Here is a 271-nt window from a genome sequence, read left to right as displayed (position 1 = left end):
AGCTGAATATTTTCTCCCTGGGCTTCTCGTTTGCGCTCTTGCTGGGGCTGTTTGTCAGCTGGTATCTGTTAATTGGCATCCAGGCGCAGTATGAAGAACACTGGCAACTGGGTACAGAGCAAATCTGCAGCCTGATCAGGCTCGATTGCTGATGGCGGACAGGAGGGAGTCTGATGGCTGAGTCAGACGGACAAGAACGTACTGAAGACGCAACTCCCCGACGGTTGCAGCAAGCGCGTGAAAAAGGTCAGGTCGCGCGATCAAAAGAACT

Annotated in this window: 1 protein-coding gene and 1 pseudogene; both read left to right on the top strand. The window is 53.1% G+C overall.

The window, feature by feature from the left end; genetic code table 11:
- Window positions 1-152, top strand: a pseudogene (locus tag ACYP03_RS26225) (flagellar biosynthetic protein FliR); the annotation flags it as partial.
- A gap of 21 nt (window positions 153-173) precedes the next feature.
- Window positions 174-271 (top strand): EscU/YscU/HrcU family type III secretion system export apparatus switch protein (locus ACYP03_RS26220; RefSeq protein WP_459782703.1); only part of this gene is annotated, 98 nt, incomplete at its 3' end.

Source organism: Photobacterium sp. R1, assembly GCF_054600795.1.
Note: the sequence above shows the minus strand (reverse complement) of the source record. Positions and strands in the feature narration are given on the sequence as shown.